This is a genomic window from Mycobacterium persicum, assembly GCF_002086915.1.
Taxonomy (GTDB): Bacteria; Actinomycetota; Actinomycetes; order Mycobacteriales; family Mycobacteriaceae; genus Mycobacterium; species Mycobacterium persicum.
The window spans coordinates 3610890-3620194 of record NZ_MWQA01000001.1 but is presented as its reverse complement, the minus strand read 5'-3'; the positions used below and the strand labels follow the sequence as shown (position 1 = coordinate 3620194).

Genomic DNA, 9305 nt, shown 5'->3' with positions numbered 1-9305 from the left:
TCACGGCGCAGTCGGCGCTGGCCCGCGTCAGCCACGCCACATAGGGCAGATGCGCGGCGACATACTGCTGCGCGCTCGGCCCCTGCCACGCCCCCGCCTGCACCGCATCCAGGATCCCGCTGAGTTCTGCTGCTGCCGAGGCGTATTCGGCGCTGAGCAGGTTCCAGGCCGCGGCCGCCGCCAGCAGCGAACCCGGACCAGGACCACTGCTCAGCGACGCCGAATGCACCTCGGGCGGCGAAGCAATCCAGATGGGCCCCAAGGGCGCGACCATGGTCAGGCGCCCGCGATCCCGTAGGTAGCCGCAGCCGCCGCATCACCGGCGAGATAGCTTGCGCCGGATTCGCCCACCCCGACGCCGGCACGTCCCAGTTCTTCGACGCCCTGGGCGGCGACGACGGCGTGCTCCTGCCCCTGGACACTGAACTCGGCGGCAGTCTTTAGCGACACCGGATCCACCGCAGGCGGCACCACCGCGGTGATCGACGGAGCCGCGGCAGCATGCGCGGCCGCCAACCGCGCCGTCAGCGTTTCCACGGCCGCGCTGGCCGCGGCCAGTCCCTCCGGAACCACTCGCAACGTCATGACTGACTCCCCTTCTGTTGCGTTTCACCAAATGTCGCGGCCTCCCCGACAAGCGGGTTGACCAACTGCATGTAGGTCGGAGATTCGCTGTCGCTCAACAACACCCCGCGCCCAGCTGGCATCCGGTCGAAACGTTGACCGCGGATCTTGCCGCTGTCGGCCGGATTGCCCGAGAGCATGACGGTGGTCGCCTGCAGGTCGTTGAACCGCCGCAGCAGCGGACTGGTCATCAGCGCGTGGCCGGAGCCGGAGGCCCGCGCCGTCACGATCACCCGCAAGCCCAAATCGCCCGCCTGCCCGAGCAGACCGATGAGCGGCGTCCACGGCCGCTGTCCGATATACGGACCCGCCATGGCCGCCGAATCCGGGATCTGGTCGACGTCGTCGATGACCAGGTAGTGGGTGTGGCCGTGGAAAGTCCAGCGGGCCAGCTCGGCAGGCGACAGACCGGCCGGTGGCCGTCGCGACTCGATGAGGTTTGCCAGCCCAAGCATCGCCGGGATGACCCGGTCGATGTTGGCGGTGTATTCGTTGTCGGGGAACAACGGCTCGTCAACCAGATGCAGCCGGCGGTCCAGCACGGTGAAGGCCACCTGCTCGGCGGTCGAATGCTCCCGGATAGTGCGGATCAGGTGGCGCAGCAGCGTGGTCTTTCCGGACTTGCTGTCGCCGAACACCATCAGCAGCGGATTGGCCGCGAAGTCGAGCACCACCGGCGCCAGGTCCTCCTCGCGCTGGCCGATGACGATCTGATCCGGCCCGCGATACAGCGCGCCGACCGCCTCGGGGGCCAGGTTGGTGGGTAGCAGCCGCACCGGCGGCGCGGCAACCCCCGGGTAGCGGGCGTTGATCGCGGCAACCTGTTCCGGCTCCGGAGCGGCGAACAGGAAGTGCTCGGCGGCCATGGTCAACCCGCGGCCCGGCTGGTCGGCCGGGACGGCGTCGGCCGGACGGCGCAGCGCGCCGACCACCCGCACATTGCTGTCGCGCGCGTCGTGCAGCTTTAGCTCCAGGCGCAACCCGAGGCCATCGCGCATCGCCAGCGGCACCTCCAGCCAGCTCGGGGTGGTGATGATTACGTGGACGCCGTACGCCAGGCCCACGTTGACCAACTCAGTCACCTTGGCCAGCAATGGGTTTCGCGTGTTGAACTGGTCGATGTTGTCGCGGCCGAAGGCGTAGAGGTTGTCGATGACCAGGAACACCTCACCGAAACCGTCGTCGGGAGCCGAACCGTTGTCACTGCGGTTGCGGAACACCTCACGCTGCTGCCGGGACAGCAGCAGCTGTTCCAGCTCACCGAAGGTACGCCGGATGCGTTCGGGTTCCAGCGCCGACGCGACGCTGCCGACATGCGCCAGACCCTCCAGCGAACGCAGTTGTCCGCCGCCGTAATCCAGACAGTAGAACGTCACCTCGCGCGGCGAGTGCAGGCTGGCGGCCGAGAGCATAAACGTCTGCAGTGCGGTCGATTTGCCGGACTTGGGACCGCCGTGGATCACCATGTTGCCGGCCGACGACCGGGCGTCGAACACCAGCGGATCGCGGCGCATCTCGAACGGCTTGTCGATCTCTCCGAGCGGCCAGCGCCACTGCCCTGGCGGCACCGCGGCTCGGGCCAGCAGTCCGGTGAGCGGGATCGGTTCGTCCAGCGGCGGCAGCCACAGCTGGGGAGCTCGCGGTCCGTAGCGCGCCAGCTGTTCGCCGACGGTCGCGATCAGCTTACGCGGCGGGCCGGCTGGTTCCTCGGCGTCGTCGGTGGCGATCACCGTGCCCGGGTCCGCCTCCACGGCTGCGGCCGTGAAGATCTTGGGTTCTGGAAGTGCTTGCACGACACGGGCTTTGGTGGCACGTGGCGGCTCGTAGATGCCGTCGACATAGGTGCTGCGAAACTTGATCGGGGTGGCCCCGGGCGCGGGCACCAGGAAGCCGATGCCCTTGTGTTCTTTACCGGACTCGATGTGGTAGGCGTCCTCCACACCGATGATCTGCCGAGACACGCTGGGGCTGGCCACCTTCAGACCGATCCGGTAGGAGGTGTTCTTGTCGATGTCCTTGATCTTGCCGACATCCAGCGTCTGGGACGCGAACAGGATGTGGATGCGGAACGAACGCCCCTTGCGTGCCACGTAATCGAAAAGCTCGGCGTATTCCGGATGATCGGCCAGCATCAGGGTGAACTCATCGGCCACCACGAACAGCGTCGGGATTGGCGGTAAGTCGAATGTCCCGGCGGCCCCGGATTCGCGAGCATTTTCATACTCGAGCACCGAGTTGAACGCGCTGCCCTGCACGCGGCGGCCGGCCTCGCGCAGCAGCGTTTCGCGGCGGGCCACCTCACCGCGCAGCGTGTCCGCGAACCGGTCGGCTAGCGACTTCTTCTCGGCCATGTTCGAGATCACCGCGACAACCTGCGGGAAATTCCGGAAGCTGTCGGCGCCGGCCTCGCCCTTGAAGTCGGCGTAGATGATGATCAGCCGGTCTGCGGAATGAGTCGTCAACAGCGCCAACAGAATCGACATCAGGGTCTGCGATTTGCCGGAACCCGTCATCCCGATCATCAGCCCGTGCGGACCCATTCCGCCTTCGGCTTCGTCCTTGAGATCGAACATCAGCGGCTCGCCGGTGGCGGTGACGCCGATCGGCACCCGCAACTCGTCGTCGCGCCGGCGCGGCGCCCACAGCGCCGGCACGTCCAGCCGGGACGCGTCCGAGATACCCAGCAGCGTGGTGAAACTCGCGCCTCGGGTGGCCGCGGAGCGCAACCCGGCGTGCGTCGGGTTGGAGTCCCACCGGGACAGCCGGCGGGCCAGGTGAGCGGCCTCGTCGGCGCCGAACTCGTCGGCATTGTCGATATAGGGCTGCCAGCCGCCGGTCTGCCACCGCTCGATGGCACCGTCGATCACCCGCAGGATCGGTTTTTCCGGATCGGAATATTGTTCGCGATGCGGTGGTGTGGCCGAATAGTGCACGACGGTCACCCCGGCACGGCCCACGCCCAGTGCCGACGCGGTCACGTCGTAGTCAGGATCGTCGACGACGATCAGCAAGTGCCGCAACGCATCTGCTGCCGCACCGGTGAATGCCGGACGGTCGAGCATGGTGGGGCCCAGCATTTCGACCAGCTCGTCGGCGTCGGCGGCCAAATAGCGGGCCGGGCCCACGCCGTCGGCCTGCCCGGGAATGTCGACGTGCGGCAACCACTTCAGCCAGGACCAGTCACTGCTCTCCAGATCGGGGCTGGCCAACGCCAGCCCGAGCACCGTCGGGTCGTGCCAGGTGACCGCCTGAGCCAGCCACGCCCGCAGCGCCGCACGCACCTGCACGTGGTCGCCGAGGACGGTGATCCGCGAAACCTTGGTGACATCGATTCCGGTGGGAACGTCACGGACGGTGCGCTGCGTGTCGAGCAGGCTGCGTAACGCGCTGTGCGACACCGGCTCCAGGTCGACTTCGTCAGCGGTGTCGTTGACCCGCAGCGTGGTGGCCAGGGGAGCGGAATGCCGTCCGGCCCGCAGCACCAGGAAATCCGGGTCGTGCGGGTCGCGCTCCCACTGGCGGCGGGATCCGGGCACCGACGCCAGGGCCTCCGGTTCCGGATGGGACCACTGCGCGGCCGCGCGCTGCTCGGCTGCCTGCGCACGGATGTTGTCCCGAACCACCGACAGGTACCGCAGATAGTCGGCCCGCTCGGCGTCGACTTCCTCGGTGCGCATCTTGTTGTCGTTGCCGCGAAACAGTGAGGTGGCCGCCAGCAGCATCACGAAGGGGAAGAACAGGGTCTGCGGAGAAATCAGCCGCATCCCGGTCGCGATCATCGCGACGATCATGCCGACAATGAGGATCCCCATCAGGTAGGGCATCGCGCGTCGCAACAGGGACGGCGGAATGACCCGAGGCAACTGGGGTGGCGCCTCGATGGTGATGGTGCCCTTGCGACTCGTCGGCGGAGTCAGCCGCCGACGAGCCTCGAAGATCAGTCTGCTCATCGCGACCCTCCATCGGCCGGCGCCGCGCGTCCGGGTTTGGTGTCCGGCGGCAGGGCGTCGTGAGCCAACAACGCGTCCGCCCGTGACAGCGTCGGGCCGGACGCGAATAGCGACAGGACCGACCACGGAATGGTCAGCGGCGGGGTCTGCAGGCCAAGTGCCTCAACGGTTTTGCGTCCGCCTTCGCCTTCGGTGTCGATGCCGTAGCGCACCCCGGTATCGGAGACCCAGAACAGCGAGCCGGTGGCCGGAGCCATTGCACCTCCGCCCACGCTCTGGGTGAAGTAGCCGGTGCCCGGCGGCAGCGCGACCTGGGTGGCGGTGGTACCACCGCCACCCACCAGGTCGACGGTGTGCACCGCGTCGGGCACCGGCAGTGCCGCGCCGCTGAGCAAGCTCAACGAACTGGTGGCCGCCCCGGCCGGCTTGCTCCAGTACGCGCACGTGACGGGGCTGCGGGCCACGTCGACCACGCTCAGCGACTGCACCGGATAACGCGTGACGTCGAGCATGCGTGACACGGGCAGCTTGGCCACCTGGTCTGCGCTCAGGCGTGGCGGCTGCTGCAAACCGAAGGAGTTGGTGTTGCGCAGAAGCGCGGCCAGCACTGGCGAGATCGGCTGCAGACCGTCCGGCAGCACCGCATAGTACTGCGAGGTTTCGGCCTTAGCGGCGCCATTGAGGGTGACGTCCTCCACCACCGCGCCGACCGGCACGGGCACATCGAAGGCCGGCTGACTACCGGCGTTCGGAATGACCGGTGCCGTCAATGGCGGCGCTTCGGGAATGGCGTTGAACAACCCCAACGCGATAGGCCGCGGCGCGAGTGCGTCGGTGCCCAGTCCGAGCGCGCTGGTGACCGCAAGGTCGTTGAGGTCCAGCAGGCTGCGCTTGCCGTCCCATAGCAGCCAGCTGCCCGCGCCGTTGTCGACCAGGACCGCCTGTGCGGAGCCGAGCGCGGCCGCGCGGGCGCCGTCGCTGTACGGCCGTCCCGCGATGACCGTCACCGCCGTGCTGTGGGCGCTGCGCCCGTCCTGGCCGCTGACGGAGTCACACACCGTCCAGTTGGCGTCGCGGGTGGTGTTCTGCACCATCCGCTCCGGGGCTCCCGGAATGCCGATCAGATTGCCACGCGGAAAGCGGTCCAGTTCAGAGCTTTTCACCGTCGTGGGGTTGACCGGCTTGCCGGCGATCAGCCGCGCCGAGGTCAGGTTGAGCACCGGGTGCACCGCGTCGCCGACCCGCACATACAGTGCGGCGGTGGACCGGTCGGCCAGCACCGGACTGGTGCCCGCCTGGCCGTTGGGCCGGATCAGCGAGAACACCAAGCAGCCGACCAGCGCGGTGATCAGGACCAGCGCCCCCATTAGTATCGCCCGCGACTGGGTGCGCAGCGGGTCGACGAGCATTCGGGTGTCATGCAAGGCAATACCCGAGGCGATGCGACGCATCACGAACCGCCAACCTGTCACCTGGTGGCGGGTGACGAAACCCCGGCGGTAGACCACCTTGTCGGGGTTGTGATTGACCGGGGTGCGCGAGGCAAACGAACGGCGTTCTGGATCAGGCTCGCGGGTAGTCATGCCGGCACCGAGAGCCCCAGCCCGCGTAGCAGTGGTTCCACAGACCTGTTCACGTCGTCGGCGGTGATGGTCATCAGCTCCTCATCACTGAACTCCCCGGTTCCCGCATGCTCGGAGTGGTCGAGCCGGAATTCACGTTCTTCCTCCGCACGTTCGACGATGTTGCGGACGAACCGCCCGTTGCCCGCAATGTCGAGGCTGCGGCGCATGATGCCGTTGGAGTCCGGTGTCGACGATGCCGCCAATGTGGCGAACAACGCCTCCAGGTGGTCGAGCGCCGATCGCTCGAAGACACTGTCTCGCTGTTCGGCCATCTTGTGTGCGATCTCCACCAGCTCATGCGATGTGTACGACGGGAATTCGATGCTGCGGGTGAACCGCGACCGCAGGCCCTCGTTGGTGTCGAGGAACTTGTCCAGGTCGGCCCGGTATCCGGCGATGATCACGACCAGCCGGTCACGATCGTTTTCCATGCGAGCCAGCAAGGTGTCGATTGCCACCAGCCCGAAGTCGTTCTTGGCTCCGGTGGCCACCAGTGCGTATGCCTCGTCGAGGAACAGCACCCCATCCAGAGCGCTGTCGATGATCGCGTTGGTCTTGGCCTCGGTCTCGCCGATGTGCTGGCCGATGAGGTCCGCGCGGTGCACTTCGCGGATATTCTCCCGCTTCAAAAGCCCTAGGCCGCAATAGATTTTGGCGACGACCCGGGCAATCGTCGTCTTGCCCGTCCCGGGCGGCCCGGCGAAGATCAGGTGGTGCGTGCGTTGGGCCACGGTGAGCCCGCGCTGCTTGCGCACCAGCTCCATGGCCACCGAACTCTTCAGCCGCGACACCTGGTTCTTGACTTCGTCGAGTCCGATGAATTCGGCGAGCTGGCGCTCAGCCTCGTGCAGCAGCGCGGCTTTGCGTTCATGTGCCGCGGGATCGATGAAATCATCTGCGCTGGGCTCGGTTTCGGGATCCCACGGGTCGGTGCGGGCCTCGATCCGGGCCGCGGTGGTGGTCACGATCCCGAAGCTGGTGTCGGACAGAGCCTGCTCGACTTGCTCGTTCTCCGGATGGGCCGCATACAGATCCTGTAGTACTTCGGCGGCCGATTCTTCGTCGACATGTGCGCGCAGCACCAGGGCTTTGGCCAGTGCCCCGTCGAGCGCCGCGACCGGGACCGGACCTTCGGGCTCCTCGAGATACGACAACGCCGGGGCGAACATGCCCAACCGGGCCAAGGCGGTGCCCAGAGTGATCTTGGCGGCGTGGGCGAAAGTCTGGTCAAGATTGGGATCGTTGACGATCGGCGTCAGCAGTTTGACAACGTCCGACCAGCGTGCGGCGCGGTAGTTGACCACGACCATGAGCCAGCGGGCTTCGCGCCAACCGGGTCGGCGCTCGGTGATGCCGGCAACCACGTCGTACGCCTTCGCGTAGTCACCGGTCGTCGCGAGGGCCGCCGCGTACGCGAGATGGAAATCGTCCGGGCCGGCGGCCCGGAACCGCAAGTACAACCCCGTGTCGTAATGAAACCCTAGGGCGTTGGGCGCCAGTTCCACGTGGCGCTGCAACACGCCGGCGGTCACCGCGGTGCGGGACACGGCTTCGAGCACGCCAATGGACTGGTCACCGGCCGCAGCCAGCCCCGTCCAGGCGTCGCACTGGTCGCCGGCGACGCGGGTGAGTGCGGTGAATCCCGATCGGGCCGCAGTCAGGTCGGCCGGCCGGCGCCGGTCGTAGACGGCGATGCCCAGCGCCCGGCAGCAGGTGGCGAACCGGCTGACGACATCAGCGTCTACTTTGCCGCCTGTCCGGGGTACGACGGAGGAAGTTGCGAGCATGCCGATATCACTGCGTTCCACGCTCCCGCCGTCTCCTGAACCTAAGGTCGCCACTGGTCACTACCGCCTGAAGCTGGCCTCCCGAAGTTAGCATTGCATAAGCTAACCTGTCGAGGGCGGTGAGGGGCGGGTTGTCCCGTCATGATGTCCGTCATGATGCCGACATTCGCATGGCACTGACCAGCGCCTTGGTCGCGGCGATCAGCACGGCCAGCTTCATGCCTGACGTTCCTCCTACATGTCGAACCCACCCAGCATTGTGCAGCTTAGTGAACATGGTTTTCATTACCAAGGGCGGGGCGGTCCCGACTCCGGGCCGCGGCGCGATGTGGTCAGCCACGACGCCGTGCATGACCCGGAAAAAATCTCACATACCATATGTCTTGTCAACTATTGCCTACTGCTATACTGCGCGCCGCGGGCCGGCCAGTATTACCGGTCAGTGCAGCGCAACGCCGGATCGGGCCGCCTGGGGCGGCTCATCGCGGATCGGTTCGGCTACCGCACAGGCACTTTGGCACTCACATGACCGCCCAGCACCAGGTGTCGAGCGCCAGGCCGGGGCTGGACCCGCGTCGCGCAGGTCGCGGGTCGAGCCTCCGGTCCGGACACGTCCCCCAGTAGCTTCAGCGGTTTCCAGGGTCATCCACGCCGATTGCGCATCCAGCGCGTCACCCGGCCGGCAGGCTGGTATCTAGGTGCCCCGGGTCGCCGGCCGCAACTTCCCATTGGCCACCTCAGTCTCCACGGCCGCCGGCGACAAATCCGCAACCAGCTCCCGGCTTGTCGCGGAAAGGTGGGCATTCGCGATGAATCCACGTGCACCGGGTCGGCCAGATTGCCATGGGAATGCTGTGACCGCTTCGCCGGGACCCCGCTGATCGCACTGACTAGACCAGCCGTCCTAGGCGCCCCACTTGGCGGCCTCGGCGGTGTCGCGAGCCAGCATGGCCATGGTGTTGGATTCGTGCGTGCCGGCCATCGACTGATAGGCCCGCATCAGGTCCTCCATGGCCTGGTTCCACTGGGTCTGCCAGCCCTGGTAGGTCATCCCGGTGTCGCCCTGCCAGGCATTGGACAGCGCGGCCTGCTCGTTGGCGACGTCGGCACCCAGGCTGTGCAGCGTGCCAGCATAGCCGGACATGTTCCCGGCGTGCGCCAGCATCGCCGGATAGTTGTACATAATCTGTGACATCACAAGTCCTTTCGACGTTCAACGGTGACAGGGTGCGGCTCAGAAGCCGGTATAGCTGGACGCGGCGGCGGCATCGGCGGCCACATAGGCGCCCGCGGCGTCACCCAGGTTGGCCTGCGCGATA

At 67.0% G+C, this 9305-nt stretch carries 6 protein-coding genes and 1 pseudogene; all 7 read right to left on the bottom strand.

Annotated features, from left to right (window positions below; translation table 11 throughout):
• Window positions 1-274 (bottom strand): PPE domain-containing protein (locus B4U45_RS29375; protein ID WP_244899373.1); only part of this gene is annotated, 274 nt, incomplete at its 3' end.
• Between the two features lie 2 nt (window positions 275-276).
• Entirely contained in the window at window positions 277-585 is a 309-nt protein-coding gene (locus B4U45_RS16525; protein ID WP_075548679.1) for a PE family protein, read from the bottom strand.
• Complete coding sequence (gene eccCa, locus B4U45_RS16520; protein WP_075548680.1) at window positions 582-4574, bottom strand: type VII secretion protein EccCa; 3993 nt, start codon at window positions 4572-4574, stop codon at window positions 582-584. Before eccCa ends, B4U45_RS16525 begins: the two co-directional genes overlap by 4 nt.
• Window positions 4571-6157 (bottom strand): type VII secretion protein EccB, encoded by a 1587-nt coding sequence (gene eccB / locus B4U45_RS16515; RefSeq protein ID WP_075548681.1) that lies wholly within the window; start codon window positions 6155-6157, stop codon window positions 4571-4573. The genes eccCa and eccB overlap by 4 nt, the downstream gene beginning before the upstream one ends.
• Window positions 6154-8007 (bottom strand): type VII secretion AAA-ATPase EccA, encoded by a 1854-nt coding sequence (gene eccA, locus B4U45_RS16510; protein WP_198929545.1) that lies wholly within the window; start codon window positions 8005-8007, stop codon window positions 6154-6156. The genes eccB and eccA overlap by 4 nt, the downstream gene beginning before the upstream one ends.
• Window positions 8008-8890: 883 nt before the next feature.
• A complete protein-coding gene (locus tag B4U45_RS16505; protein ID WP_099184421.1) occupies window positions 8891-9181 on the bottom strand; it encodes a WXG100 family type VII secretion target in 291 nt (96 codons plus the stop codon).
• A gap of 39 nt (window positions 9182-9220) precedes the next feature.
• Window positions 9221-9305, bottom strand: a pseudogene (gene esxG / locus B4U45_RS16500) (type VII secretion system protein EsxG); the annotation flags it as partial.